Annotated in this window: 22 protein-coding genes and 1 tRNA gene; 17 read left to right on the top strand and 6 right to left on the bottom strand. The window is 62.1% G+C overall.

The window, feature by feature from the left end; translation table 11 throughout:
* The first annotated feature begins 3 nt into the window (after positions 1 to 3).
* The 4 genes from Q7P63_11350 (at position 4) to Q7P63_11335 (ending at position 4,616) form a co-directional block, all read left to right on the top strand.
* A complete protein-coding gene (locus Q7P63_11350; protein MDP0500683.1) occupies positions 4 to 1,080 on the top strand; it encodes a hypothetical protein in 1,077 nt (358 codons plus the stop codon).
* A gap of 211 nt (positions 1,081 to 1,291) precedes the next feature.
* Positions 1,292 to 2,665, top strand: a complete 1,374-nt coding sequence (locus tag Q7P63_11345) for a sugar transferase (protein MDP0500682.1) — start codon at positions 1,292 to 1,294, stop codon at positions 2,663 to 2,665.
* Between the two features lie 189 nt (positions 2,666 to 2,854).
* The gene (locus Q7P63_11340) at positions 2,855 to 3,772 is read left to right on the top strand and encodes a hypothetical protein (GenBank protein MDP0500681.1); all 918 of its coding nucleotides are present in this window, start codon (positions 2,855 to 2,857) and stop codon (positions 3,770 to 3,772) included.
* Positions 3,773 to 3,800: 28 nt separating this feature from the next.
* On the top strand, positions 3,801 to 4,616 hold the full coding sequence (locus Q7P63_11335; protein ID MDP0500680.1) for a hypothetical protein: 816 nt from the start codon (positions 3,801 to 3,803) through the stop codon (positions 4,614 to 4,616).
* Between the two features lie 11 nt (positions 4,617 to 4,627).
* Here Q7P63_11335 and Q7P63_11330 read toward each other — a convergent pair whose 3' ends face one another.
* Both Q7P63_11330 and Q7P63_11325 read right to left on the bottom strand, forming a co-directional pair.
* Complete coding sequence (locus tag Q7P63_11330; protein MDP0500679.1) at positions 4,628 to 4,951, bottom strand: hypothetical protein; 324 nt, start codon at positions 4,949 to 4,951, stop codon at positions 4,628 to 4,630.
* A 15-nt stretch (positions 4,952 to 4,966) separates the two neighbouring features.
* A complete protein-coding gene (locus Q7P63_11325) occupies positions 4,967 to 7,111 on the bottom strand; it encodes a hypothetical protein (GenBank protein ID MDP0500678.1) in 2,145 nt (714 codons plus the stop codon).
* Positions 7,112 to 7,295: 184 nt separating this feature from the next.
* On the opposite strand from Q7P63_11325, the gene xseB reads away from it, so the two are divergent.
* The 4 genes from xseB (at position 7,296) to Q7P63_11305 (ending at position 12,995) form a co-directional block, all read left to right on the top strand.
* The gene (gene xseB, locus Q7P63_11320; protein MDP0500677.1) at positions 7,296 to 7,562 is read left to right on the top strand and encodes an exodeoxyribonuclease VII small subunit; all 267 of its coding nucleotides are present in this window, start codon (positions 7,296 to 7,298) and stop codon (positions 7,560 to 7,562) included.
* A 7-nt stretch (positions 7,563 to 7,569) separates the two neighbouring features.
* A complete protein-coding gene (gene dxs, locus Q7P63_11315; GenBank protein MDP0500676.1) occupies positions 7,570 to 9,483 on the top strand; it encodes a 1-deoxy-D-xylulose-5-phosphate synthase in 1,914 nt (637 codons plus the stop codon).
* 9 nt (positions 9,484 to 9,492) lie between these two features.
* Positions 9,493 to 10,365: a phosphodiesterase YaeI gene (gene yaeI / locus Q7P63_11310; protein MDP0500675.1), complete on the top strand. Its 873-nt coding sequence runs from the start codon at positions 9,493 to 9,495 to the stop codon at positions 10,363 to 10,365.
* Between the two features lie 212 nt (positions 10,366 to 10,577).
* Positions 10,578 to 12,995, top strand: coding sequence for a cation:proton antiporter (locus Q7P63_11305; protein ID MDP0500674.1), 2,418 nt, complete (start codon positions 10,578 to 10,580; stop codon positions 12,993 to 12,995).
* Here the strand turns inward: Q7P63_11305 and Q7P63_11300 are convergent.
* Positions 12,969 to 13,154: a hypothetical protein gene (locus tag Q7P63_11300; protein MDP0500673.1), complete on the bottom strand. Its 186-nt coding sequence runs from the start codon at positions 13,152 to 13,154 to the stop codon at positions 12,969 to 12,971. The two genes, Q7P63_11305 and Q7P63_11300, sit on opposite strands and share 27 nt — an antisense overlap.
* Positions 13,155 to 13,540: 386 nt before the next feature.
* Here Q7P63_11300 and Q7P63_11295 point away from each other — a divergent pair, with 386 nt between their 5' ends.
* Positions 13,541 to 14,764, top strand: coding sequence for an NAD(P)/FAD-dependent oxidoreductase (locus tag Q7P63_11295; GenBank protein ID MDP0500672.1), 1,224 nt, complete (start codon positions 13,541 to 13,543; stop codon positions 14,762 to 14,764).
* 17 nt (positions 14,765 to 14,781) lie between these two features.
* On the opposite strand, the gene rmuC is transcribed toward Q7P63_11295, so the two are convergent.
* On the bottom strand, positions 14,782 to 16,182 hold the full coding sequence (rmuC, locus tag Q7P63_11290) for a DNA recombination protein RmuC (protein MDP0500671.1): 1,401 nt from the start codon (positions 16,180 to 16,182) through the stop codon (positions 14,782 to 14,784).
* Positions 16,183 to 16,256: 74 nt separating this feature from the next.
* Between rmuC and Q7P63_11285 the strand changes: the two genes are divergently transcribed.
* Complete coding sequence (locus tag Q7P63_11285) at positions 16,257 to 16,610, top strand: hypothetical protein (GenBank protein ID MDP0500670.1); 354 nt, start codon at positions 16,257 to 16,259, stop codon at positions 16,608 to 16,610.
* 57 nt (positions 16,611 to 16,667) lie between these two features.
* Here Q7P63_11285 and Q7P63_11280 read toward each other — a convergent pair whose 3' ends face one another.
* Positions 16,668 to 17,156, bottom strand: a complete 489-nt coding sequence (locus Q7P63_11280) for a hypothetical protein (GenBank protein ID MDP0500669.1) — start codon at positions 17,154 to 17,156, stop codon at positions 16,668 to 16,670.
* Between the two features lie 255 nt (positions 17,157 to 17,411).
* On the opposite strand from Q7P63_11280, the gene Q7P63_11275 reads away from it, so the two are divergent.
* The 3 genes from Q7P63_11275 to Q7P63_11265 are packed head-to-tail and all read left to right on the top strand — an operon-like array spanning position 17,412 to position 19,362.
* The gene (locus Q7P63_11275) at positions 17,412 to 18,164 is read left to right on the top strand and encodes an SOS response-associated peptidase (protein ID MDP0500668.1); all 753 of its coding nucleotides are present in this window, start codon (positions 17,412 to 17,414) and stop codon (positions 18,162 to 18,164) included.
* Positions 18,165 to 18,214: 50 nt separating this feature from the next.
* Entirely contained in the window at positions 18,215 to 18,430 is a 216-nt protein-coding gene (locus Q7P63_11270) for a zinc ribbon domain-containing protein (GenBank protein ID MDP0500667.1), read from the top strand.
* A 5-nt stretch (positions 18,431 to 18,435) separates the two neighbouring features.
* Complete coding sequence (locus Q7P63_11265) at positions 18,436 to 19,362, top strand: hypothetical protein (GenBank protein MDP0500666.1); 927 nt, start codon at positions 18,436 to 18,438, stop codon at positions 19,360 to 19,362.
* 322 nt (positions 19,363 to 19,684) lie between these two features.
* On the opposite strand, the gene Q7P63_11260 is transcribed toward Q7P63_11265, so the two are convergent.
* A tRNA-Gln gene (locus Q7P63_11260) sits at positions 19,685 to 19,759 on the bottom strand.
* Positions 19,760 to 19,953: 194 nt separating this feature from the next.
* On the opposite strand from Q7P63_11260, the gene pyrH reads away from it, so the two are divergent.
* The 4 genes from pyrH to Q7P63_11240 all read left to right on the top strand — a co-directional run bounded on the left by pyrH (position 19,954) and on the right by Q7P63_11240 (position 25,733).
* Entirely contained in the window at positions 19,954 to 20,694 is a 741-nt protein-coding gene (gene pyrH, locus Q7P63_11255; GenBank protein ID MDP0500665.1) for a UMP kinase, read from the top strand.
* A 75-nt stretch (positions 20,695 to 20,769) separates the two neighbouring features.
* Positions 20,770 to 21,336, top strand: coding sequence for a ribosome recycling factor (gene frr / locus Q7P63_11250; GenBank protein ID MDP0500664.1), 567 nt, complete (start codon positions 20,770 to 20,772; stop codon positions 21,334 to 21,336).
* Between the two features lie 326 nt (positions 21,337 to 21,662).
* On the top strand, positions 21,663 to 24,254 hold the full coding sequence (locus tag Q7P63_11245) for a hypothetical protein (GenBank protein MDP0500663.1): 2,592 nt from the start codon (positions 21,663 to 21,665) through the stop codon (positions 24,252 to 24,254).
* A gap of 135 nt (positions 24,255 to 24,389) precedes the next feature.
* A complete protein-coding gene (locus Q7P63_11240) occupies positions 24,390 to 25,733 on the top strand; it encodes a glycosyltransferase (GenBank protein ID MDP0500662.1) in 1,344 nt (447 codons plus the stop codon).
* The last annotated feature ends 68 nt before the right edge of the window (positions 25,734 to 25,801 follow it).

The following is a 25,801-nucleotide window of genomic DNA, read 5'->3' as shown; positions in this document are numbered from 1 at the left end:
GCCATGCCCGATTCTGCCGACGAGAACCAAACGCCGAAACGCAAGCTGGTATTGCGCCGGCCCGACCCGGCCGAAACACCGGAAGAGCCACCGCTTTTTCGCGATGAACCGGCTGCCGAAGAGCAGCGCCGCCCCTTGCGCCTGCGCCGTGAATCGACGCCTCCCGTCCCCCCGCCCCCGGCCAAGCTGCCGGAGTTGACGCCCGAGGAAGAGGACCTCCTGCGCGACCAGCCGCCCAGCCCACCGCCGCTCCCCCCGTCCGACCGCCCATCGGAGGTCGACCTCTTTCGGATGCAGCTGCCGGAGGCGCCGCCGCCTGCGGCCGAAGACATCGACCGCCAACTGGCGGAAAACCCGTTGAAGGAGCAAGGCCTCTCCGAACTGCCGCCCGAGCCGCCGCTGTTTGCCAACGACGGCCCGGCGGGCAACGACCCCGGAGCCAAGCGCAAGATCCAGCTGCGCGGCCAGAAGTTTGACGTCGCCAACGCCGACGGAGACGACGACGAGGATCTGGAAGCGCCGGTTACCGCTATCTTCGAGAAGAACGACGACCTTCATTCTCCCACGCCCAAGAAGCAGAAAAAGAGCAGGCCCAAGGGCAAATCTACCGCCAAGAGCCCTCCACCGCCCGGAGCAAAGCCCAAATCTTCCCCCCTGCTGCCATTGTTATTAGTGCTGCTTTTAATCGGCGCAGGCGCTTACTGGTGGCTGGTCATGAGACAGCCTCCTCAACTGGCAACCAGCACGCCGGAGCCAACGACCCCGAGAGTAGAAACGCCCCGCCCCCAACCCGTAGCGGAAACACAGGGGGCAGCAGCATCGCCGACTGAAAATAAAGCATTTACCGAGGCCGAAGTAGCCGAAACACCTTATGCGCAAGTTGCGCAACTGGAACTACTTTTTGCGCGGGCACAGTGGGTGAATACGCAACCTCCTACGCTCTCGATTGACGGAATTCTGTATCGTAAAGGAAACTACATTGCCGATACAGGAGGGTGGAGAATCGTTGAAATGGATACCACTACCCAAAGTATTGAGCTGCAACACCCGACGGAAGAGAGCCTCGTAATTAAACCGTAAAACCGTCTCCATTAGCGGTTAGCGCGAGCGCCCCGAGCCCTTTTCTCCTTGTCAAAAAATGAGGTCGGAGCATGCTATTGCACGCTCATCTAGCTCTGGTCTCCCTCCTACACCTTCGCAGGTCATGCAATCTACAGTGGCTCTAGGAACCTTCTCACGCACAACAGAACGGGCACATGCCCATAGCCTTCAACAGCGCCTGGTCATCTTCATGATCCTGGGAGACATTGTGTTCTCCTATCTTGGCCTCGGCTTAGGCTTTTTTCTCCGCTTCCACACCCCGCTCAAAGAGCTGGGTGTAGCCGCCGACCGGTTGACTTTCGCTGACTACCAACCGCTGCTCGCGCTCGCTGTCATTTTCGTCATCCTCACCAACGCCTATCTAAACCTCTACTCCTGGAAGATCCTGCTGCGGCCCAGGCGCTTCCTGCCCCTGACGATCCAGGGCACCACGTTCTGGTTTGTCGTTTTCGCGTGTTTTTCGATTGTGCTGAAGTTCGAGCCCTCGATCTCGCGCTTCTTCATGGTCATCTCCTGGTTCAGCGTGCTGGGGATGATGATTCTCTGGAAGTACAGCTTTTACCGCATCGTCCAGGGCTCGAAGATCCGCAGCCACCTCGTTCAGAGCATCGTCGTGTTGGGCTGGAACGAGGAATCCGCCATCCTGACCGACGCGATCTACAAGGACAGCTCGCACCCCTACAGCATCAAAGGGCTCCTCCATGGCACCCGCCCGGAGGCCGAGAACGACCTACCCGAGACGATTTACCCGGTGCTGGGCAATCTGGACGACCTTGAAACCGTCCTGCAGGAGCAGCAGCCCGATATGCTCGTGATTGCGGATCTCGACATGAACAAGGAGCAGCTGGGCCAGATCGCCAAGCTCTGCGAGATCCACTACGTGCAAATGAAGATCGTGCCCACCATGTTCCAGATCTTCCTCTCCGGCCTGCGGCTCGAAACCGTTTCCGGCCGTCCGCTGCTGGGTATCGAAGAGCTGGCCGTGCACCACCCCTTCAACCAGGTGGCCAAGCGCCTGATGGACATCGGGGGCGGCCTGGTGGGCCTCATGGGCTCTCTGCCGATCATGGCTGCCTTCGCAATCATGATCTATCGCGAAGACCCGGGCCCCATCCTCTACCGCCAGACCCGCACCGGTCGCAACGGCAAGCCCTTCACCATTTACAAGCTGCGCTCGATGAGGCAGAACGCCGAAAACGGCAAGGCACAGTGGGCGGTGGAGAACGACCCCCGCCGCTTGAAAGTCGGCGCCTTCATGCGCGAGTGGAACATCGACGAGCTTCCTCAGTTCTGGAATGTGATCAAGGGCGACATGAGCCTCGTCGGCCCCCGCCCGGAGCGCCCGGAGTTGATCGTCGATTTCGAGCGCAACATCCAGCACTACAACCATCGCCATATCGTCAAGCCCGGCTTGACCGGCTGGGCGCAAGTCAACGGCCTGCGCGGCAATACCAGCCTCGATGACCGCATCCGCTACGACATCTACTACATCGAGAACTGGAACATTTTCCTCGATATCTATATCTGCGTGATGACCTTCCTGAAGCAGGAAAACGCGTATTGAGGTTGTTTACACTCTGCTACCGCCGCGCCCTCTATCCCGCATCATAGAGGGCGCTTTTTTGTGCCAGCCGATCAACGCTTAATAGCGTTTTTCATGCACTTCATTCAAACGTGAGAGGAGCGAGACTTTTGGCTGGCGCTTTGTAAATTACGGGGTAAAGATGGTGCACCACTCCAAACCCGTGTTCCCATGTCCCGTCCCCGTCTTCTGCTGCAGGTTATCCCCAGCCTGCTCTGCGCCGGCCTTGCGCTGTTCGCGTTTTACCAACACCGTCAAATTCAGAGCCTGCAAGCGGCTACCGTCCCGCCCCCTGCCACCGAACCCCTGATGCTTGCCCGCGAAGTCGAGCGTTTGAACGAACAGTTGAAAACAACGCGCTTGACCCCAGACACTCCGCCCCCTGCGCCCCCACCTGTCGTAACGGGCAACGCGATGATCGAGCGCATGAGAAACATCAAGCTCGATCCGCACTTTCAGGAACTGGATGCGAGCGGCAAACGCCTGCGGCTTTACAATGCCTACCATCCGCTTGTGGAACGCTTTCGCCTTTCGGCGCAGGAGCAGGAATATTTCTATGATCTGGTGCAGAGTCGTGACCAGGCAATGGATTACATGCGTCTGATCGCCCCCCATCTTCCAAGGGACGAAGCCCAGCAGAGCTACCGGGAAGCCAAAGCGTTTGAAGCCGAGCGCAACGAACAGATTCGCACTTTCCTCAACCGGGAGGAAGACTATGAGGCGTTTCGGCACTACGAAAAAACGCGGCATACTCGCTACTTGATCGGGTCTTTTACCGACGCCCTGCCACCAGACGTATCCATCACTCCAGATGCGCTCGATGAAGTGATCGATACCGTCTACGCAGCTGAAACGCAGCACAAGCGCCCGGAGATGGATCAGGAGAAGTCTTTCAACTTCAGCGACGACGAATTGGAGAGCTTTGCGGCTGAACTTCGCGCGCACGACGAAAAGATTATCGAAGCAGTCAGTAGCTCCCTGAGTCCCGAACAGCTGGAAGTCTTCCGCCGCGATCGTCTACACCGGACTCATCGAGACCTCGCTGAGATGCTGCACACGCGCGGCATGAGAGAGTTTTATCAACCCTGATCCTTACTATTTCCATCCCCTTCCTCATATGGTCCATCTCCCACGCATCTCTTGCCTTGCGCTTTTATTCACTGCCGGTTTCACGCCGCTCGCCCCTGCCCTCGATGCAGCGCCGTCCACGGCCGAGGTTACCGGCGGGGCCGAAGCTCGGCAACGCTACTTCGACGAGCGCGCCAAACTGATGCAAGCCGATGAGACGTTTCTAGAGCTCGCCAACAGCCGCGGTCGCCTGAGGCTGCAGCGCGACTACCAGCCGTTGGTGCAAAGCTTCAACTTCACCCAGGAAGAGCAAGAATACTTCTATGCTGCACTCCAATACTACGACTACCGCAACCGGGAGGTGATCCGTCAGCACCACCAGTCGGATGCGGATGATCAGGACATTGTGGCCCAGGCGCAGGCCCTCAGTGATGAGCGCCACAAGGTTTTCCGCTCTTTCCTTAACCACGAAGGGGACTTTCAGACACTGCTCGGCTATGAGCGCTCCCTGACCTATCGCAAGGAGCTGCAAGACTACGGCACCTGCCTCGCACCCGCCAACGCCCTGACGCCTGAGCAGTTCGAGGGCCTAGTGACGGTTTTGCACCGAGAAAATGCGTTTCATCGCCCACACCCTCTCGTGGGCGGAGTCGAGAACCACACGCAGAAGGAAATCGACACCCAACTGGAGACGCTGCGCGAGTTTGACGCCACAGTGGTCGAAGCCGCTCGCGACGTGCTCACGCCGGCCCAACTGGAAGTGTTCCGCGCTTACCGCACGATGCAGACCAACGACGACTTTGCCGGTTTCCTGCTCGGCCGCCGCAGTACGCTCTTAAAGCCGCTTACGATTCCGGCGAAGTAGCGCCAGGGCAATCAAGCCAGCCAGCAAACCATCTCCACCGGCAGCAAAAGGGCCAGATACAACAGCGAGGCCCTGAGGCCATAGCGGCATGCGCGCGCATACCAGCCGACGATTTGCTCCTTCTGCGCGGTGATCTCGGACGGGGCGCCAGGCAAAAAGAAGTCTTCCACCTGCCATTGGATTTGCACCGAAAACTGGGCTCCGTCTCGGTAGGGCAACGCGACCCCAAGCTCCCGAGCGCGCCGCTCCAGTCTCCACTTGAGACGGTAGACGTGGATACTCGTCACCAGCACCCAAAGCACGGCGAGAAATACCCAGGCAAAAAAGGCAAACATAGGACCGAACAAGCTCTACTCTTCAGCCGGCGTCACGGTCAGCCAGAGCTGCGAGGCTGTCGGCTGATCGTCGCTCAGGAGCGAGTCGAGCGGGATTTTACCGTAAAGCGCGGTGTGCCCCTCTACGGTGTCAACCGCGAGATCGGCGTCGGAGAACTCGCTCCAACCGGTCTGGCCCCAGTCGTTGCTCCACCAGAGGCGGTAGGTCAGCCCTTCCTGGCCGGAAAGAGGGCCGAAATACACCGTGCCATTCTGGACGATGGTGCGGATGCGGCTGGTCGGGTCACGCGGATCCAGGCCCAGCAGATACTCGAAATCGTTGGAATGGCCGTCGTGATCATCGTCCGCATCCGGTGTGGCGGAGAGGTCACCAAAGTGGTTCAGCTCCCAGGCGTCGGGCAGACCATCGTTGTCGGCATCTGGCTCGTAGAGAAAGATGGCCACGCCAAACTGGGCTTCAACCCGGCTGACTGGCGGCAGATCGGTCGGGCGCTCCATCCCTAGAACCGGTTCGTCGGGAAATCCTGCCACAGTCCCATCGGCTCTTACCATGATCGTCGCGTCGCCCACGAACCCGGCATAGGCAGCATCTACATAAGCCTCACCCTCAGGAGCAAAGCTAATATCCCCTTTGCCATCATCATAGCCGTCGTTTCCATATGCTTCGTCATAGGCCGCCCACCAGTAGTGTACGGCACCTGCGGTATCGATAGCCGTAGCCATATAGTCGGAAATCCCGATCTTCGTCACTTTTCCAAGGCCTGGCGGCAACGCGCGGGGGTGCACCGCCCAGCCGGTAAGGGTACCATCTCCGTGGCGTGCAAAGCTGTAATCGCCGTTAGTGACTGCCTCTTTCACCAGAGCCAGACCTTGAGGGAGCGCGCTGGCACCAGCGCCGAGGTGTGCTACGGTGCCATCTTCGTAGGTGATCAGGCTGCTATCACGTCCGGCAGAGATAAAAGAAGCGGGTCCACGATCAACCGGGAGGTCGAGCTGTCCAAATTCGTTGGAACCCCAGCCATGAACGGTACCGCTGTCATCCAGCGCGAGCCAAAAAGATCGGCCCACCGCAACCTGCAACACATTATTCAGGTCTGCTGGCACATCGACTTCAATAGCCCCACCGCTGCGCCACGTGCGCACAGTGCCATTCTCCAATAAAGCGATGCCGTGTCCGTTGCTGATTTGTACGTCCTGAACGCCACGCAAATAAGCAGGTAAAACGGCCTGCGTACCCCTCCAATAAGTCGATGGCCACTCGGCTATTATATCACCATTGGCGAGGCGGGCACCCCCGTCCCAGACATGCACGACGTTCGTCAGCCCCTTCAGCGCCGAATCGTCGGCTCCAGCACCCCACACTTCGAGTTGGCCGTCAGACCTCAGGCCATAGTGGCAGCGGATCTCCTTCTCAGCCACATTGAGGCCAGAAAAACTCCCGATCTGGACAAAATCTTCGACTTCAGTCGGCGCCCCGATATTATCGCCCCATCGCGCTATCTTACCCTCTGCATCCAAGGCGACCAAGTCATCTGCGGCGCTGATCTGGGAGATGTTCCGCAACTCATCAGCCCACGCCAGACGGTTGCCGTTGTTCAGGTTGAACGCCGTCACGGTCCCGTCGAGATGCAAGACCGCCGCGACTTCGCCTTCCGTGCAAGCGATTGCCTTTCCCGGGCGCAATTTTTGGGGTATGACCGCCCCGGTCTTGTCATAGGCCGCTACGGTTCCATCCACGCGCAGCACCAAAAGGCCTTCCCCACCGATGGTGAGAATCTGGAGAGCTTGTCCCCCCACGTCCACCGCTTCGGCTTCCATGAGCAGTGCACCCGAACGCCTTACCAGACGGAACACCCTTCCGTCTTCCTTCAGAACGAAAGGGTAACGAAAATCTCTTACATTCTGAACCGTAGAGTGGTATTGGAAGCCGTAATTCCTCCCTGCCCAGAAAACCAGCTCCCTATTTTCACGCAGGCCCACCCCGGTACCGAACGTCCGCACCAAATCGCGGTAATAGGGCGCCTTGAGATCGTCTGGAGCCCAGAAGCCCACCGCCTCACTACCGAGAATAAGGGCGTCGTAGGCCGAGCACGTAAGCGAAGCACCAAAAATCAGGCCGCTCCAGCAGAAGCGGCGAAAAAGTGAAGCAAAAGGAGGCATTATCTAGTGTAGAAGACGGTTATGCCCCATCTAACACGCGACTTTTCTGAAGGAGCAACCCTAATTATCGCAAACAACCGCGTAGGCGCTCTCAAGCGCCAGCGGCACTAGGCCAAGCAGAACCCCACACCGTCCGAGGGATTCCAGCTTGTCGGCGGCAGAAAATCTGTCATACAAAGATAATATGTCGTCCGCAAAAGAGTCTGCACAGGCCGAAGACCAGCCGCTCGCGTTTGAGGCGGCGCTGGATCAGCTGGAAGCGCTCGTGACTGCGATGGAGGCGGGCGAGTTGCCGCTGGCCACGCTGGTCGCGAAGTATGAAGAGGGCAGCAAACTGGTGAAAGTTTGCGAAGCGCGGCTCAAGGATGCTGAATTGAAGATTGAAAAGCTGCGGGAAGGCGGCGACAACGTGTCTTTTGAACCGATGCAACTCCCGCAGGGCGGCGAGTGAGTCCACCATGGCCATTCTTGAAAAGATCGAAGGTCCCGCCGACGTCCAGCAGCTCAGCCGCGCTGAGTTGACGACGCTGGCGCAGGAGATCCGCACCCGCATCATCGAGGTGACGGCGCGCAATGGCGGCCACATCGGCCCCAACCTCGGCGTCGTCGAGCTCACCCTCGGTCTGCACCGGGTCTTCACGACCCCGCGCGACAAGTTTGTCTTCGATGTGGCCCACCAAGGCTACGTGCACAAGCTCTTGACGGGCCGCAAGGGGCCGGACTTCGACCTGATCCGCCGCCAGGGCGGCCTCAGCGGCTTTCTCAACCGCAGCGAGAGCGAGCACGATGCCTATGGTGCCGGCCACGCGGGCACGGCTCTCAGCGCCGCCCTCGGCATGTGCGCCGCGCGCGACCGCTCGGGCGAAGACAGCCATGTGGTGGCCCTGTTGGGCGACGCCGCCTTTACCTGCGGCATCACGATGGAGGCGCTGAACAACATCGACGGCACTACCAAGCGGCTGATCCTGATCCTCAACGACAACGAGTGGTCGATCGCCAAGAACGTGGGCGCGCTCTCTCGCTACTTCAACGAGATCATCACCAACCCCGTCTACAACCGCCTCGACAAGGACATCCAGTCCATGCTCGGGAAGGTGCCGGGCGGGCAGCAGATGCTGGAGCTGGGCCGCCGCTGGAAGCGCGAGACCAAGGACTTTTTCGTCAATTCGAGCCTCTTCGAAGCCTATGGGCTGCGTTACATCGGCCCGGTCGACGGGCACGACCTCGACGCGGTGATCAAGCATCTGGAGTTTGCCCGCGACAGCGACGCGCCGATCATTCTCCACCTGCTCACAAAAAAGGGCAAAGGCTTCGAGCCCGCCCTAGCCTCGCCGGAGAAGTTCCACGGTCTCGGGCCCTTCGACCCGCAGACGGGTGCTTCGATCAAGGGCGAGAAGACGCCCGGCCTCGCCTATCAAGATGCCTTTGGCCTCAGCCTGCTGAAGTATGCCGAGCGCGACAAGAAGGTGCTGGGCATCACCGCTGCCATGCCCCCAGGCACGGGCCTCTCCTACCTGCGCGAAAAGCTGCCCGAGCAGTTCTTCGACGTGGGCATCGCCGAAGAGCACGCGGTGCTGTTTGCCGCCGGCCTCGCCTGCGAGGGCTACAAGCCGGTAGTCGCGATCTACTCGACTTTCCTCCAGCGCGGCTACGACTGCATCGTCCACGACGTGTGCCTGCAAAACCTGCACGTCACGTTTTGCATGGACCGCGCGGGCCTCTCGCCCAACGACGGCGCGACCCACCACGGCCTCTTCGATATCGCCTACCTGCGCTGCGTGCCCAACACCATCGTGATGCAGCCCAAGGACGAGGCCGAACTCGCCAATATGCTGTGGACGAGCCTCAACACGCCCGCCCCCATGTTTATCCGCTACCCGCGTGGTAACGGCACTGGTACGGACCTGCCAACACAGGGCGAGATCCTGCCGATCGGCAAGGCCGAGATCATCAAGTCGGGTGTGGAAGTGCAGCTGTGGGCGCTCGGCCCCTGGGTACAGGAGGCCGAAAAGCTGGCCGCCTATCTGGAAGAAAACAGCGAGCACCTCAGCGTAGGCGTCGTCAACGCGCGCTTTGCGAAGCCGGTCGACCACGTGCTGCTGCAGCAACAGGCCGAGCAGGCCAAGCTGATCGTGACCTTCGAAGAGCATACCGTCGTCGGCGGGTTCGGCACTGCCGTGCTCGAAGCCCTCTCCGAGGCGGGCCTTGCGGTGCCGCTCGAACGCATCGGCTACCCGGATACCTTTGTGGACCACGGCGACGGCGTCGCCGACCTGCGCGCGAGCGTGGGCCTAGACCCGGAATCGCTGCAACGTCGCCTGTTGCAGCGCCTCCATGCGCTGGGCCTCGCTCCCCAGCCTGCCACGGCTTAAGCCGCCCGCATGGCCCCTGCCCTCCAGTTGCCGCGTCGCCGCTTCCTGAAGCTCTTCGCCGGTTGCATCGGGTTGAGCGGCTCCGCGTATGGCAGCCTCCACTACGCGACCTCCTATGAGCCACGTCACCTGGAGGTGACCCGTACGCGCATCCGCCTGCCTCACCTCCAGCGCGTCGTGCGCGTCGTCCAGCTCTCGGACTGGCACGTGTCGAGCGACGTCCCGGCCAGCTTCATCCACGAGGCGGTGACGCTCGCCCTTGATCAGGAGCCCGACATCATCTGCCTGACGGGCGACTTCATCACCAATGCCGTGCTGGAGAGGGCCGAAATGGTACGGGCCTTCAAGCGCCTCTCCGTTGCCGCCCCCACCTTTGCCGTGCTGGGCAACCACGATGGGCGCCCGCGCGAAGAGGGCACCAGCGACCGCGTGCTGGCCGACGAAATGATTGCCGTGATCCGCGAAGGCGGCGCGCGCCTGCTGCAAAACGAAGCGGCCCAGGTCGATCTGACCGCCGGGCCCAGCCTCACGATTGCCGGCCTCGACGACCTGTGGAGTGGGGTGCTGAGCCCGCAAAAAGCACTCAACGCCCGCCGCGCCCGCCCGCAGCCCGTCGTCGTGCTTGCCCACAACCCCGATGTGAAGAGCCGCCTCCTCGATTACGACTGGGATCTGCTCCTCTGCGGCCACACCCACGGCGGCCAGGTGTGCCTGCCTTTCATCGAGGGCCGGTTCACCCCCGTCAACGACCAGAGCACCTACTCCGGCTACTACCGCTGGCAAGGCCGCCACCTCTACGTCAACCGCGGCGTCGGCAACCTCCATGGCGTGCGCTTCAACTGCCGCCCCGAAGTCAGCCTGCTCGAACTGCTGCCCGCGTAGAAACAGTCTCTAGATTATTGGGCCACGGATGAACACGGATCTTCACAGATGGAAGAATCGTGGGAAGCATTCTCTGATCGGCATTGCCTGTTCCAGTTCCCTTTCGTGGCAGTCCGCGCAAATTCGTGTTTCATCCGTGGCCTAAAAAACACTGTCTCGCCCAAATACGAGGTTACTCTTGCGTCTGAATCGATACGCGGTAGCAGGTAACTATGCACCTTGGCCTGAACTGGATGCTGACCTTGGCCCAAGCCGCCGCCGAGACTCCCGCCGTCTCGCAGACCAACAACCTCGTTGCGGATCTCGGGATCGTAATGGTGGGGGCGGCTCTGGCTGTGCTGCTGAGCCAGCGCTTCAAGTTCCCGGTCATTTTCGGCTATCTGGCCGCCGGCGCTCTGCTCGGGCCCAATGTGTTCCAGCCCTCGTTCATCTCCAGTATCGACACGATCACGCAGCTGAGCGATCTGGGCGTCATTTTCCTGCTCTTCTTCATCGGTCTCGACTTCGACCTCAAACGCGTAAGATCCATTCTTGGGCCTGCCGTGCTCGGCCTGATCGGGCAGACGGTGGCGATGATCTACCTGGCGCAGGTCATCGCGATCCCGCTGGGCTGGGATACGACGGAGAGCCTGTTTTTCGGCAGCCTGCTCGCGATGAGCTCCTCGATGGTGGTGATCAAGGTCTTGCGCGACGGGGGCAACCTGCAGTCCAACCACGCGCAGCTGGCCCTGATCCTGACGATCCTCGAAGACGTGCTCGGCGTCCTTTTGCTCGTGATCCTGACCGGTGTGGCCGTCAGCCGTAGCTTCGACTGGGCCAGCGCGGGGGTGGTGATCTTCCTGATGGGCGTGTTCGTCGTGCTGGTGTTCGTGATCGGGCGCCTGATCGCGCCGCGCATGTTTGTGAAGCTGGGGACCGACGAAAAGTCGCGCGAAGCGGTCACGGTCGTCAGTGTCGGTCTCGTGCTGGGGCTGAGCGTGATGGCCTTCAAGGCCAACTTCTCGCCCGCCCTTGGGGCCTTCCTTGCCGGGGCCGTGCTCTCGCAGACCTCCGTGGCGCGCCGGATCGAAGACATCAACCGCAGCCTGCACGACCTGTTTGCCGCTATCTTTTTCGTCACGATCGGCATGCAGCTGCAGCCCAAGCTGATCCTGCAGGACTGGCACTGGGTGCTGATCATCACCGCCCTGATGCTGATGGGCAAGGTAGCGGCCGGCACGGCCGGCCTTGCCCTGGCCGGACAGCCCCCGCGCAGTGCCTTTCGCGGCATGATCGCCAAGTTTGCCATCGCGGAGTTCAGCTTTATCATCGCCTCGCTCGGCCAGACGCTGGGCGTAACCGATCAGCGCCTGACCAACCTCGCGTTTGGGGTGGCCTTCGCCAGCATTTTCGCCTCGCCGATGCTCTACAAGCATTCGAACAAGGCCTTCGACCTGATGGTGCGCCTCGTGCCGCCGCGCGCTCAGGGCTGGGCTCGCTTTTACCGCGAATTCCTCGACAACATCACCACCTCGCTGGGGCGCAACATGGTGCTGCGGCTGATCAAGCGCCCGCTCTTCCAGATCACGCTCTATTTCTTTATCCAGAACGGCATCATTGTCTGCGCCTACGTTGCCTCCAACATGGTGCAAAAGATCGAGGCCGAGTGGACGACCTACGCCACCCCCGCGATCTGGGTGGCTGCCGCCGCCCTCAGTGCCCCGCTTGTGCTCGCCGTGGTGCGCAACCTCAACGCGATCGTCTTTATCCTGACCGATGCGATGTTTGCGCAAAACAGCCCACGCCCGATCTTCCCCAAGCACCTGCGCATCTTTTTCAACAACCTGCTGCTCGGGCTGGTGCTCTTCATCACCGGCGCGATCTACCTGGCCACGGCCGCGCCCTTCCTGCCCGCCACCTCCGTGCTGGTGCTGTTTCTGGTGATCCTCGGCATCGCCGCCATCCTTGGCTGGCGCCAGCTCATCCGCATCAACAGCCAGATGGAATACTGGTTTATGGAGACTTTCTCCATGCAGGTGCAGGATGCGGCCCGCGCCAAACGGGAGGCCCTGATCAGCGACATCCGCGACAAATACCCCTGGCCGGTACAGGTGAAGGAAGTGGTGCTGACCGACAATGTCGTCGCCGTAGGCCGCCGCATCCGCGATCTCAACCTGCGCGCCGAAACCGGTGCCAGCATCGTGGCGGTGGGCCGTGAAGGCCGTCAGGTGCTCGACCCGGGGGCCGACACGCCTCTCTTCCCGGGCGACCACCTCTTCCTGCTCGGCACCACCGAACAGCTCGACGCCGCCAACACCTTACTGCAAACGCCCGTCGACGGCACCCAACCGGTGCAGAACGATCAGGAATTCGCCATTGATTCGGTACTCGTCAACCCCGGCACTTATCTGGACGACAACACGCTGGCCGGCGCCTCAGTGCGGCAGCGCTTTGGCGTGACCGTCGTGGGTATCCAGCGGGGCGAAGAACGCATCACTTCGCCGCGCCCGGATCTGCTGTTGAAGGCGGGCGACATCGTTTACGTGGTCGGCGCGCCCAAATCCCTCAAGATCTTTGTCAACCGCTGCGAAAAGCCGGGCAGCGACGACCCGAAGTCATCCTCATCAGCCCTGCTGGGTGCGGTCGACTGAGTCGGCATCGGGCGAGGCGGCCAGTTTTTCGACTTCCGCCTCGGTGGCGTCGAAGACTTCGCGCGCGATCTTCATCAGCTTTTTGCCCGAAAGGCGAAAGCCCAAGGTATCGCGATACCAGTCGCCACCGACAAACTTGTGACGATAAAATTCGATCACGCCCTGAATATCCCCACAACGATAAGCGTAGCCGGATTGCCTCACCACATTTCGTTCAGCATGCAGCATGTGAGGCGAACCACTCAAGAAAAGAGCCGCTAACACCCGCGTACGCTTCAGGAGAACCCTCCTAAGCAAATGGTCCTCGTATTCCTCCAGAGGGCATTGAACATAATGACAATAACGCTCCGAAAACGTGGGCTTATCTGCAGGGTCTAACTTCTTTAGACGATATGGGTGAACGGCGCTGGCTTTCACAAAAGATAATGACTCTCCAAAACTTTTATGGTAAATTGCGAACGTAAGATGACAACCCCAAAAACTCGTTTGAAACGAGATTTGGCGCATTGTAAGTAGAATTTAAGGAGCTTTTACGTAACTGTCTGATGCGATACGGAATCATCGGAGCCGGGCTGGCGGGAACAGCGCTTGCTATGCTATTGAACGCCCGTGGGCACGAGGTCGTGCTGGTGGATCGACAGGCTCAGCCCTTACCTTGGCTCCGGCGTCAAGAGGCGGCACCTTTTGCCTTGGCCCCTGCCGGCGCAACGCCAGCCGAGTGGGCCAGCCGCCTGCCTCGCGGCCATCAGGAGATGCTGGGCCCGTGGCACCATTTCCCCGCAGAACAGACCTTGGCTTGGCTGCGGAGCCTGGGGCTGCCGATCCAAAGCCCCGCCGCAAGCCCGGGGGCACAGGCAGAAACAGCGGCCAGTGCCCTGGTCGATTTGCTGGGCCGCGAGTTGGATCGGCGCGGTATCGAAGTGCGCACCGGCCATAACGCACTGGAAGTCGCCACTCGCCCGGACGGGTTTCAGGTGTGGTTCGAAGAGGGCGAGCCGTTGATCGTCGAAGCTCTCGTGCTGGCCACCGGCACTGGACCACACCGGGGCCTGGCCTTGGCCGAAGCGTTTGGCCACACCGTCCAACCGCTCTCCCCCAGCCTGCTTGCGCTAAAGCTGAAAGACGCCCGCCTGCGCCACCTGCAGGGTCAGCCGCCCGTCGAGGCGGAGGTGCGCTTTGCCGACCGCCCAGGCCTGCCGGCTGACCGAGTGGAGCGTGGGCAGGTCGAAATCCTGGGCCACGGCATCGGCGGGCCCGCCATTGCCAACTTGACGGCTTGGGCCGCCCCGGAGCTGGCGGGCGCACGTTACCGCTTCCCCTTTCAGATCAATTGGGTGCCGCAATACGGTGGGCAGATTGCTCGCGAGCTGAGCCAGCGTGCGCTCCACCATACCAAGGGGGTGATCGCCGAAGAGCCGCAGGCCGGGTTGCCGCCAAAGCTCTGGGCTCGCCTGGTCGAAGCAGCCAAGATCGGCCCGCAGGAGACCTGGGGCAGCGTCGACAAGCGCTACCTCTCCACCCTGGTCGGCCAGCTGACCCAAGGCCGTTTCAGTGCCAACGGCTACGCGATGCACAAGCCCGAGCACACCTACGCCGGAGGGGTCAGCCGCGACGAAATCGACTTCCGCACCATGGGCAGCCGCAAACACGGGCGCCTCTACTTCGCGGGCGAACTGGTCGACTGCGACGCCATCCTTGGCGGAGGCAACGCCCTCCTCGCCCTCACCCACGCCCAAATCATCGCCGCAACTGCGGAGCAGAAAGGGTAATTTCAAGCCGCCTGCGCTCAACTGCCCGTGCCGTCGGGCAGCGAGGGGGACGACGTGAGTTTGTCGATGGGGGTAATGTCGGGGAGCTGTTTCTGGGAGAGGTGTTCGAGCTTGCGACCGGTGACGCTGACGCGCTTTTCGAAGCTGTTGACCGCCTTGTTGTAATGCTCGACCGATTTGCCGAGGCTGCGGCCCAGGTCGTCGAAGTAGCCGACGAAAGTCACCACGCGCTCGTATAGCTCCTGCGCGAGGTCGGAGGTTTCCTTGGCCTCCTGCGCCAGTCGCTCTTGCCGCCACCCAAAGGCCACCGTCTTGAGCAGCGCGATGAGCGTGGTGGGGGTCGCGATCATGACGTTGCGGGAGGCGCCGTATTCGATCAGGCCGGGGTCCTGTTGCACGGCGGCGCTGAAGAAGGCCTCGTTGGGCAGGAAGAGCACCACAAACTCGGGGTTCAACTCCTGCACCTGGCGCCAGTAAGCCTTGTCGCTAAGCTGCTCGATGTGTTTGCGCACATGCTGGGCGTGGCGGCGGAGCTGGGCGGTGCGCTCTTCGGGCACTTCCGTCTGCAAGGCGGCAAGGTAGGCATCGGCGGGGGTCTTGCAGTCGACCACGATCACGCGCTCGCTGGGCAGGCGGATGACCATGTCGGGCCGCAAGACGCGATCTTCGTCGGTGCGGGTCGAGACTTGCACGTCGAAGTCGACCCTCTCGGCCAGCCCGGCCACTTCGATCGCACGCTTGAGGTGCAGCTCGCCCCACTGGCCCCGGACTTGCGGGGTGCGCAGGGCCTGGACGAGGCTCTGGGTCTCTCCGCGGAGCATGTGGTTGGTCTCCTGCAGCGCCTTCACCTGCTGCTGCAGCTCCACGTAGGCTTGGGAGCGGGCGCGTTCGAGGTGTTGCACCTTTTCGTCGAACTCCTTGAGCGTCTTCGACATCGGGTCGACCATCGTCTGGATCGCCGTTTGCCGCTTATCGAGGTCGCCCTGCGAGGTCTGCATGAGCTGCGAAAAGGCGTTCTTGGCCAGCGCCATAAACTCTTCGCGATTGGCCTTGAGGGCATCGCTGGAAAGGGCGCGAAAGGTCGTCTCAAACTTCTCGCGCAGCTGCTTCAGCTCTTCGACCTTCTCCTCCAGCATCTGCTTTTCGCCGCGCCGCTGGCTTTCGAGCAGCGCCAGCCGTGTCCGCACGTCGCCCAACTCTTCGTCGCGGTCGGCCAAGGTCTCGCGCGCCTGCTCGTAGCGAGCCTCGGCCTGCTGGAGGCTCTCGCGCAGGTGGGCGCCCGTCGTATGCAGGGTGATCAGCTCCTCCTGCAGCGCAGCGACTTCCTGACGGGCCCCTTGGGTGGCCCAAAGATAGGCACCCGCCCCGCCCAAAACCAGCCCGAGCAACCCGACACATGCGGCGATCAGCAATTCCATCTTGTCGCACAGCCTAGCGCCGGAGATTCTGAGGAGGCAAACGCGAAATGGTGCTCATCCGATCATTAATCCTCTTGCTGGCCAGCACTGCCCTCCTGCGGGCGCAAATCGCCATCGTCCACGATGCCGACACGCCTGCGCCCCTGCTCGCTGGCGTCCGTCAACGGCTGGCCGACGAAGCCCTTGCGCGCGATGCCCCCCTGCCGCAACTGGAGATTGCCCCGGAGGGACCGAGCGATCCGCTTTGGCGCCTGCGGACTTGGCAGGCGGTGCTTTGGCTCGCAGGCGCCCCGATCCCCGAAGACTGGCGCCGCAGCTGGGAAATCGAAGGCGTGCGGGTGCTGCTGCCGCCGACGGAGGATCTCCCGAGTGCGCTCCATGTCCAGGCCGCCGGCACCCGGCTGGCGGATGAAGCACTCGCGCAATAGCCCGCTTCGGCGGCTCGATCTCGAATCTCAACGCGGCGGCTCCAAACCATTCGCGCCTTACCCGTTTTCGCGCACGAGGATGGTGAAGCGGCGGTCTTTGGGGCCGTCGAGGATGAAGCTGAAGTCGCGGTAGACGTCGCGCTGGAAGATGACCTCGTCGTAGGCGCGGCGTTCCTCGTGTTGCTCGTCGAAGGCGGCGACACACTGCACGCGCACGGCGATGTCGCGCGTGGCTCGGTTGAGCACGCGCACCCAGATGCGGATGCGGCCGTCGTCCAGCTCCTGCACCTCCAGCTTGGGCAGGCCGACCACGTCCTGATAAAAGGCTACGTTACCGCCGGTCGAGTTGAGCGGAAAGATCGAGGGCTGGCCTTCGCGGTTGCGCAGCAGGCCGACGCGGGCGTTGGCGTTGGCGAAGTCGAAGGGCAGGTCGACATCGCCCCGGCGCGGGGGCGACATGGTCTGCAACGGCAGGTCGGCCGCTGCCTCGATCACCGGCTCGGGGGCTGGAACCGGGGCGGGAGGAGGCGGCGCGGGAGCGGCCACCGCAGTGGAGACCGGGCCGGCTGGAACGGTCGCAGGTGGCGTGGTTTCGCACCCTGAAAACGTTAGCAGAGAAAGCAAGCTGCAAAAAGGCAGCGCACGACGAACAGACACAGCAGAAAACATGGATTCAGCAGATGGAAGCGCACAAAAACAACCCCCGAAGCAGCCGGGGCGGACGACTTTATAAAACTCCTCCATACGGGTGAAACGCAAGTCGATTTGACGCACTGCGGCGAGCTTCCCAACATCAGGAACATGTGTGGCCGTTTCACCCTCAAATGCAGCCCCGCGCAACTGGCGGAGGCGATGCCCGACTGGCCGGCGCTCGAGGCCAGGCTACTGGAGAAACCCCGCTACAACATCGCCCCGACTCAGCCGGTGGTGTCGCTGCGTTGCGCCGAAATGGGCGTGCGCCCGGCAGATGACAACCCGCCCGTGTTCGACGTCTTCCAGTGGGGCCTCGTGCCGGGCTGGATCCGCGAGACGCAGCCCGCCCAGCGTCACATCAACGCCCGCAGCGAGGAGGCCGCCGTGAAGCCCGCCTTTCGCGGCGCGATGCGACATCGGCGCTGCCTGGTACCCGCCACCGGCTTTTACGAATGGACGGAAGTCGATGGGCAGCGGCAGCCCTATTACTTCTCGCGCGAAGACGGCCAGCCTTTTGCCCTTGCCGGCTTGTGGGAGATCTGGCTTGCCCCCGACGGCTCGGAGCTGCGCAGCTGCAGCCTGTTGACCACCCGCGCCAGCGACTTGTTGGCCGACTTGCACCACCGGATGCCCGTGATCCTGCCCCGCGAGCACCACGACGCCTGGCTCCACCCGGAACGGCTCAAGCCCGCCGAAGCCACCGCCCTCTGCCGCCCCACCCCGGCCAAGGGCTGGCAGCGCCACGCCGTGTCTACCCGCGTCAATTCGTTCCGGCCCGACGACGCGCGGCTGGTCGAGCCGGTGGAGCCGATCCGCGAGCGCGCGCTCGACTTCATGGACCAGCTCTTCGCCCAGGATTGAACTTGCACGCCACCCAACGCGTCTGAGACTGAGAGCGCACCGTATTTCCCATGCCCCTCTACGAATATACCTGCCAATCCTGCGACCACGCGTTTGAAGCGCTGGTGCAGGGCTCCCAGAGTCAGCCAAGCTGCCCGTCTTGCGGCAGTGCCGAGCTGGCGAAAAAGTGGTCGACCTTTGCCCCTTCCATGGGCAGCGGCGCTTCGGCTCCGGCCATGCCGCCCTGCGCCTGCGGCAACATGCCCGGCATGTGCGGGCTCAACTAGAAGGCATGCGCTTGATCCGCCCCACGACTCTTTTCCTCGCGCTGGCTGGCCTCGGCAGCTTTGCCGGCTGCAGCTCGTCCAACGCGCAGGCCGACTCCGCCGCCCCCGCCGCCCAGACACGGCAGGAGCCCGAATACAGCCTCTACGACCAGCGCATGGCGCGCGTCGCGGCCAACTACCAGTCGCTGCTGGAATACGCCCAACGCCCGGACGACCAGATCGACCAGGGCAACGTCGCCCGCCGCTTCCACGAGGTGGGCCGCGAGTTCGACAGCATTATCAGCGACAACCCCGACAAGGTCGAAGCGCGCGTGCTCTACGGCAAGCTGCTCGATTTCTTCGGCGACCGCGAGGGCGCGCAGACCCAGTTTGCCTACGCCCTCCGCCTCAACCCCAACCTCGCGGTGGTCAACCAGTACATGGGCACCTTCCACGCCGAGGAGGGCAACTTCGGCGAAGCCCTCGCCTATTACCTGCGTGCGACCGAGCTGGCGCCCAACGAGGCCCTCTACTTTTACGCGCTCGGCGAGCTGCTCTACACCTACCGCCCGGGGCTGCTCGAAGCGGGCATCCTCCAGCCCGACCAGCTCGACCAGGACATGTTCCGCTCTTACCAACGCGCTGCCGAGCTGGCCCCGGAGCTTCTGGAGCTGCAGTTCCGCTACGGCGAAGCGTTTTACGACCTGCCGGAGCCTGACTGGGAGCAAGCCTTCGCGCACTGGCGCAAGCTGCAGAGCCGCAACGACCTCTCGCTGATCCAGTCCGACGCCGTCCGGCTCCACACCGCCCGCGTGTTAGGTGAGCTGCACCGCTACCAGGATGCCCGCGACGTGCTCCAACTCGTCGTGCAGGAAGGCCTCGCTGCCAACAAGAAGGCTCTACTGGAAGCCATCGACGATGCCGAAGCCCGGGAGAAACAGGGGCAGGAATAGCGGGCCGGACACTCAAGGGGCGGAGCAAGGGATTTAACCACAGAAGGCACAGAAGACACAAAAATGCAGGATCGGCAGTGGTCCTGAAATCGATTCTGCTTCAATTCGAATAAAGAAGAGAATCAGGCAGCAGACATTCGCTGAAGATTTTGTGTCTTCTGTGCCTTCTGTGGTTAAATCCTCTTCAGCCGCACCCGCTCAAGACACCGGGCTACTTCCCTTTTCCGTCTTGTCTGCCTTTTCTGATGAAACAAAAAAGGCACCTTCCAGTGCACAAAAAAGCCGCGTTTTCTGCGAAAGAGAAACGCGGCTTTTTTGAAAGTGGCAGGCCGACAAGGACTCGAACCTTGAATAACGGGACCAAAACCCGCTGTGTTGCCAATTACACCATCGGCCTGTGAAAGTCAGACATAAGAACAGGTAACCCGATGCGCGTCAAGAGCGTTGGCGACCCAAAGCGAAAAAATTTTGCAGGCGGGCCGTAGCTATCGCCTGACCGGCTGATATCCCTCATCGGGTTTCAGGATAAAACAGTTCCATTTGAGCCAGAGGTTGACGCTTCCTCATGGTTGTCCATCAATAGTTTCTTTGATGAACCCTGAAGCTGGCTCTCCCAAACCGAAATTCCACCGGATCGTCCTCAAGATCAGCGGTGAAGTGCTCAAATCCGCCGCCTCCGGCGAAACGATCGACGCCGATATCCTCGACCGCGTGTGCAAGGAGATCAAGGACGTCTTCGAACTGGGCGTGCAGGTGGGCGTCGTGGTCGGCGGCGGGAACATCTTCCGCGGCCTGGCAGCCAGCGCCAACCGGGGCGTCGACCGCACCACGGGCGACTACATGGGCATGCTCGCCACGGTCATCAATGGCCTCGCGATCATGGACAGCCTCGAAAAGATGGATGTGCCGGTGCGCGTGATGAGCGCCATCGAGATGAACAAGGTGGCCGAGCCCTACATCCTGCGCCGCGCCGTGCGCCACATGGAGAAGGGTCGCGTGGTCGTCTTTGCCGGCGGCACGGGCAACCCGTATTTCTCGACCGATACGACCGCCGCCCTCCGTGCGAGCGAGATCGAGGCCGACGTAATCTTCAAGGCCACCAAGGTCGACGGTATTTACGACAAGGACCCGATGAAGCACCAGGACGCCGTCAAATACGACGAGATCTGCTTCCAGGATACCCTCAAGCAGCGCCTCGCGGTGATGGACGCCACCGCCTTCGCCCTCTGCCAGGACAACAACATGCCCATCCTCGTCTTCAACCTGAACGAGTCTGGCTCGATCCGCCGCGCCGTAATGGGCGAAAAGATCGGGACCCTCGTCACCAATTAAGCCGCAAAGAGGCTTTTGTTTCTCGCTCACTTCCCTATTCTCTGCCGTATATCCACCCTTTTTCGCTGATTTATCATGGACTTTGAAGAAATCCAACTCGAGACCCTCGAACTGATGGAAGGCGCCGTAAACCACACCTGGCGCGAATTCACCAACATTCACACCGGCAAGGCTTCCCCCGCAATGGTCGACGGCCTGAAGGTGGACGTGCCGGCCTACGGCACCAGCATGGCGATCCGCGACATCGCGGCCATCACCACGCCCGACAGCCGCACCATCAGCATTCAGCCGTGGGACAAGAGCACGGTCAGCCCGATCGAAAAGGGCATCCGCGCAGCCAGCCTCGGCCTCAACCCGGTCGTGCGCGGCAGCGTGATCATCGTCCCCGTGCCCGAGCTCTCGGGTGAGCGCCGCAGGGAGATGGTGAAGGTCTGCTCCGGCCACGCCGAAGATGGCCGCGTGCAAGTGCGCAAGGCCCGCCAGAAGGCAATGGACAGCCTCAAGAAGCTCAAGACCGATGGCGGCGTCTCTGAAGACGACATCAAGCGTCACGAAAAGGAAATCCAGGAGATGACCGACAAGCACATCGAGCAGATCAACCAGGCCCTGAAGGACAAGGAAGCCGAGCTGCTGCAAGTGTAAGGCGATCCTTTCGTCGATTTTTGAAAAACGCCCTCCGGTAGATCCCGGCGGGCGTTTTTGTTATCCAGGATTCACCAGAAAAAGCAGAGGAAGACAGAATATATAGCATTTAGAGGAACCGCCCCTTGTTGCTTTCCTGATGCCTCTCTCTGGCTTTTCTGGTGAAATCGAATCAACGCAAAGCAGCGTTACGCTGTATAAAATCGACCGAGTTGGCGTTATGACCATTGCTAATGCGGGTTGTACTTGCGTTGCGAAAGGCGCGCAGCATGGTCGGGAAGCTTCAGTTCAGTTCATTACCTTCCCAACCAAAACTGTACCAGAAAATGAAGACTTACCATTACGCCACGGCGGTGGTCGGGCTGTTCGCAGCAACCAGCCTGGGAGGGCAGACCTCGGATCCGGTGTACGAGCTTGAAGCGTTCATCACCGAAGAGACTGCCAACTCAACCCACGAGTCGCTCTCCCCGCTCGCCGCCGGCGTCGAAGACAGCCTCGGCTTCAAAGGCCGGCTGGTCGAGCTGCCGCGTGCGGTCACCCAGATCACGCCCGAGACGATGGCGGCGTTTGACCTCGACGACTTTGGCGACCTCTCCCGCTACGGGGCCGGCACCCAGCGTATCGACTACTTTGGCCTGCCCGGCGCCCCCGCCCTGCGCGGCACCAAGGCCGGCCTGTATTACAACGGCATGCTGCGCCTCTATCAGCGCAACGAGATGCCGACCTCTTTCGGCTCGACGGAGGGCCTCGACCTGGTGAAAGGCCCCGCACCGGCCTACCTCTCGCCCACCCTCGTGGGCGGCTTCGTCAACATGCGGCCCAAGTCGCCCTATTTCGACGAGGCGCGCGGCAGCGTGGAGCTGGAAGTCGGCAAGTGGGACTTTTACCGCGCCCAGCTCGATTACGGCGCGCCCTTCCTGCTCGGCGACATGCCGGCGGCCTACCGCGTCTCCGTCTCCGGCCAACGCAGCGACCGCTATTACCAGCACGTCCAGAACGACTACGAGAGCGTCTACGGCGCCCTGAAGGTCAAGCTGAGCGACAAGACGCGCCTCTTCCTCGGCGGCGAATACTACAATTTCCGCTCCAGCGAGGTGCCGGGCATCAACCGCCCTACCCAGCGGCTGATCGACTCCGGCGAATACGTGATCGGGGAAGCGCCGAACCTGACCTCCAGCGCCTGGGGCGGCACCGTGGCCCGCCCGGTAACCGTGTTCCCCTATACGGGCTACGTCCAGCCGGGGCTGCACGCGCTCGCCATCCCGGGAGACACGGCCCGCCAGCGGATTTCGCCCGAGCTGCGCGGCCTGATGATCGACCTCAACGACCCCGCCCAGGTAGCCAACCTCTACCGCGTGCGCACGGATGCGGAGATCGCGGCCGACCCGGCGTGGAGCTGGCTACAGTTCCGTGAAGGCTATGCGCAGGAACAGGCCACGGCCGCCGCCACGCTCGCGACCGTCGATGCGGCTCCGCAAGACGCCTACGTCTACACACCCGAATATTTTGCGGCGGGTGGCGAGGTGCTGACGGAGCAGCTCGACCGCAGCCGCGTGCTGTCCGACCCGCGCGACAAGGCCGACTCCGAAGACTTCCTCTTCTTTACCGAGCTGACCCACGAGGTGGGCCCGGAGGCGATGCTGCGCTACCAGCTGCTGAGCGAGGGCCTCGAGACCGAAAAGGCCTCGTCCTACGGCTACGCGCACAACACCAAGCAGTTTATGGTGGGCCAGCGCCTGAGCCTGGAGCTGGAGCTGCCCGACCTGCGCACCGATGTGACCACGGGCGTGGCGTTCCGCGGCTCCTACTCCGTCATGCGGCAAGACTTCGACGCCGAGCCCTTCTCGCGTCGCGACCTTTCGCGCGACACCATCAGCGATAACAGCGTGGTAACGGCCGGCAGCCAGACCGGCCCGGACGGCAACAACCTGTGGTCGACCTTCGGCGGGGCCAGCGAATACAGCCGCCTCTACCAGTTGGCCGCTTTCGCCCAGGCCCGCACCCAGATCGTGCCCGACCGCTTCAGCCTCAGCTACGCGATCCGCGCCGAGCAGGTGTGGTTTGAAAAGGGCCTGCCCGCCGGGATGGACCTCGCGACGGAGGCCGATTACGCCGACAAATACGCGAAGGACGACACGGCCTACCTCAACGGCTCGATCAACCCCACCGTCCGCATCTGGCGCGACATCTACCTCTACGGTGCGGCCCAGCTCGGCAAGGCGTTCTCGCCCGGCGACGGCGGCACCATCGCGGGCAAGGAAAGCTTCACCAACGTGGAGCTGTTCGAGGGCGGCGTGAAGGCCAGCCTCTTCGACGAGCGCCTTTATCTGAGCCTCGCCGGCTACCACTGGGATCAGGCCGTGATCAGCAGCCGCGACGCCGAGGCACGCCCGCTGCGTGCCAAGGGGGCCGAATTCGAGTTTACCTACAACGTGAGCGAGCGCTTCGTCGTGCTCGGGGCCTTCACCGCCCAGCGCGTTTACCAGAAAGACGAGACGGCCGGCTTTGGAGCCTATGTGCAGAGTGAGGAAGAGTTCGCGCTCAACGGCGGCATCCTCAATGGCGACAGCAACCGCCCGCTGACGAACAACCCGCAGGGCGTCTACGGCGGCTTCCCCGAACTCTCGGCCAACCTCTATCTGCGCTACCAGACCGAGGGCGGCTGGGGCGGGGCGTTTGGCCCGACCTGGCGTAGCGGCTACTATCACGACATCAACCGCCAGCTGCACATCCCCTCCGCCTGGGTGTGGGACGCCTCCGTGTTTTACGAGATCGGCGACTGGCGCCTCAACCTGCGGGTCGACAACGTGTTCGACGAGCACTACTGGCTGGGGCAAGACCCGGTCTTCTCCGCCGGCACCCTTATTATCCCCGGCGAGCCCCGCAGTTGGAAAGTCAGCGTGACGCGCTACTTCTAGCCCCTGGAGCGGAAAGGGGGCGCTCATCTCCCCCTCTCCGCCCTACTCGCTGCAGCAGAATTACTTCGCGGATTGCAAGCTGGCCCATTCCTTGCATAAGTAGCAGGGAGTTACCTTACAGCTGACCCTCCTCGCATGCGCGTTCTGCTTACGTCCCACGGTTCCACCGGCGACATCTACCCGATGATTCGCCTGGGCCGGGCTTTGATCGATGCCGGCCACGAATGCCGCTTTGCCACGACCCCCTTCTTCCGCGAAGAGGTGGAACGGGCAGGCATCTCCTTCGTGCGCCTGCCGCCCGACTGGAATCAGGCCGGGTTTGCCGAGGCCATGCGTGAGCTGACCCACGCCAAGAACGGGCTCGAAACCCTGCAGAAGATCTACGACGAGGCACTGCCTTACGCCGACGAGATCTTCCAGATCCTGCTCGACAACCTGCCGTGGGCCGACGTGTTTTGCCTGAGCTACGTCTTTGGGCCCATGGGGCAGCTCGCCCGCATGTGCGACGTGCCGGTGGCGACGGCCAACTTTGCGCACCACGTCATCCCCTCTTCCCAATACCCGCCGGAGCCGCTGCCGCGCCTGTTGTTGTGGCCCAAGATCGTGCGGCGCCCGTGGAACAAGCTGCTCTGGAAGATTGTCGACAAGTTTATCGTCTGGCGCATCCATCAGGCCATTCACCCGGCCTATGACCGCAACGACGTGCCGCTGCCGCAGAGCTTCCTCCTGGAGCCGGCCGACGTGGCCCTCGTGATGGTCTCGAAAGCCCTCTTCCAGCCCAAGACGCTGTGGAGCGACCGCTTTGTCTTCACTGGCTACCTGCGGTGGCAAAGCGAGCCCAATCCGGAGATCGAGGCGGCTGTCAATGCATTTTGCGAGGGCGAAAAGGTGCCTGTCCTGACATTCGGCAGCGTGACCTTCGAGCAGGCCCGCCACGTCATGCACCGCTTCATGACGAACTGGCCGCGCGGCAAGAAGATCATCGTGCAGGCTGGCTGGGCCAACCTCACTTTCGAGACCCCGCGCCCCGACGTGAAGTTCATCGGCAAGGTGAGCCACGACCAGCTCTTCCGCCACGCCTCATGCGTGATCCACCACGGCGGCGCCGGCACTACCGGCACCGTGCTGCACGCCGGCGTGCCCCACATCATCATCCCGCACATCGGCGACCAGTGGTTCTTTGCCGACGAGATGGAGCGCCTGGGAGTAGGCATGGAGCTGAAGCGCAAGAAGTGGCCCGAGAATCTTGCCCGCAGCGTGCGCAAGGTCGAAGCCAGCAAGCGCATGAATGCCCGCGCCAAAAAAATGGCCGAGATCCTCGCCAACGAAGACGGCCCCGCCGCTGCCGTCGAAGCCCTCGAAAAACTCGCCCGCGAAGGCCGCAAGCCCGAGGTGATGGATGTCGATACCGGCGTTGAACCCGAAACCGAAATCCCCCTCGACGTGCAACCCCGCGAAGGCCAGGCCTCGCCCCGGTGAAGCGTTGAATTGGGCCACGGATGAAACACGGACGGGCACGGATGGAATCGGCCAATCATCTGCGAAAA

It is taken from the genome of Verrucomicrobiota bacterium JB022 (assembly GCA_030673845.1).
GTDB lineage: Bacteria > Verrucomicrobiota > Verrucomicrobiia > Opitutales > Oceanipulchritudinaceae > WOUP01.
This window is presented reverse-complemented; position numbering and strand designations above follow the sequence as displayed.

Coding starts and splice junctions, on each gene's coding strand:
- Q7P63_11350 (MDP0500683.1), top strand. CDS start 4: ATGCCCGATTCTGCCGACGAGAACCAAACGCCGAAACGCAAGCTGGTA.
- Q7P63_11345 (MDP0500682.1), top strand. CDS start 1,292: ATGATCCTGGGAGACATTGTGTTCTCCTATCTTGGCCTCGGCTTAGGC.
- Q7P63_11340 (MDP0500681.1), top strand. CDS start 2,855: ATGTCCCGTCCCCGTCTTCTGCTGCAGGTTATCCCCAGCCTGCTCTGC.
- Q7P63_11335 (MDP0500680.1), top strand. CDS start 3,801: ATGGTCCATCTCCCACGCATCTCTTGCCTTGCGCTTTTATTCACTGCC.
- Q7P63_11330 (MDP0500679.1), bottom strand. CDS start 4,951: ATGTTTGCCTTTTTTGCCTGGGTATTTCTCGCCGTGCTTTGGGTGCTG.
- Q7P63_11325 (MDP0500678.1), bottom strand. CDS start 7,111: ATGCCTCCTTTTGCTTCACTTTTTCGCCGCTTCTGCTGGAGCGGCCTG.
- xseB (MDP0500677.1), top strand. CDS start 7,296: ATGTCGTCCGCAAAAGAGTCTGCACAGGCCGAAGACCAGCCGCTCGCG.
- dxs (MDP0500676.1), top strand. CDS start 7,570: ATGGCCATTCTTGAAAAGATCGAAGGTCCCGCCGACGTCCAGCAGCTC.
- yaeI (MDP0500675.1), top strand. CDS start 9,493: ATGGCCCCTGCCCTCCAGTTGCCGCGTCGCCGCTTCCTGAAGCTCTTC.
- Q7P63_11305 (MDP0500674.1), top strand. CDS start 10,578: ATGCACCTTGGCCTGAACTGGATGCTGACCTTGGCCCAAGCCGCCGCC.
- Q7P63_11295 (MDP0500672.1), top strand. CDS start 13,541: ATGCGATACGGAATCATCGGAGCCGGGCTGGCGGGAACAGCGCTTGCT.
- rmuC (MDP0500671.1), bottom strand. CDS start 16,182: ATGGAATTGCTGATCGCCGCATGTGTCGGGTTGCTCGGGCTGGTTTTG.
- Q7P63_11275 (MDP0500668.1), top strand. CDS start 17,412: ATGTGTGGCCGTTTCACCCTCAAATGCAGCCCCGCGCAACTGGCGGAG.
- Q7P63_11270 (MDP0500667.1), top strand. CDS start 18,215: ATGCCCCTCTACGAATATACCTGCCAATCCTGCGACCACGCGTTTGAA.
- Q7P63_11265 (MDP0500666.1), top strand. CDS start 18,436: ATGCGCTTGATCCGCCCCACGACTCTTTTCCTCGCGCTGGCTGGCCTC.
- pyrH (MDP0500665.1), top strand. CDS start 19,954: ATGAACCCTGAAGCTGGCTCTCCCAAACCGAAATTCCACCGGATCGTC.
- frr (MDP0500664.1), top strand. CDS start 20,770: ATGGACTTTGAAGAAATCCAACTCGAGACCCTCGAACTGATGGAAGGC.
- Q7P63_11245 (MDP0500663.1), top strand. CDS start 21,663: ATGAAGACTTACCATTACGCCACGGCGGTGGTCGGGCTGTTCGCAGCA.
- Q7P63_11240 (MDP0500662.1), top strand. CDS start 24,390: ATGCGCGTTCTGCTTACGTCCCACGGTTCCACCGGCGACATCTACCCG.